This is a genomic window from Xanthomonas dyei (assembly GCF_002939865.1).
Taxonomy (GTDB): Bacteria; Pseudomonadota; Gammaproteobacteria; order Xanthomonadales; family Xanthomonadaceae; genus Xanthomonas; species Xanthomonas dyei.
Genome location: NZ_MDEE01000121.1, coordinates 1 through 546, shown reverse-complemented (window position 1 = coordinate 546; position 546 = coordinate 1). Strand labels below are relative to the sequence as shown.

The 546-nt window shown below is 62.5% G+C and carries 1 protein-coding gene; it reads left to right on the top strand.

What is annotated here, in order from left to right; genetic code table 11:
- A partial coding sequence (locus XdyCFBP7245_RS23485; protein WP_146091742.1) for an IS4 family transposase occupies nucleotides 1–546 on the top strand: 546 nt, incomplete at both ends.

Genomic DNA, 546 nt, shown 5'->3' with positions numbered 1-546 from the left:
CCGTGCACACGCATTGCCACCGATGCAGGCCAATCGCAGCGATCCACTCGATTGCCGTCTGGTGCTCTATGCCAAGACACCGCAGGGACGTCAGCAACGCAATCGACGCTCACCTGCCAAGGTCTCGCGCGCATCATCAAGTTTGAAAGCAGCAGCGCGTGAGCGCGAGCCGTGGCTGATCGTCGCCTCCCCACAGCTGCAAGCGCCCAGCGCAAAGCAGTTGGTCAACCTGTACGCACGAAGGATGCAGATCGAGCTGGCATTTCGGGATCTGAAGTCGCATCGCTACGGTCAGGCGATGGAAGACAGCCTGACCCGTCGCGGTGAGCGCTTGCAGATCCTGTTGTTGCTCAATACGCTGGCCACCTTCGCCAGCTGGCTGGCAGGACTGGGCTGCGAAGCCACCGGCATCGCGCACTGGCTGTCGCCCCGCAACAGTCAGCGCAAGCTCTACTCGACACTGCGTGTCGGCCGCGAGGCGTTGATCAGACGTTGGCCCATGGAACCTGTCTCACGCTGGCTAGAACGCTTGCGCACCCTGCCCGA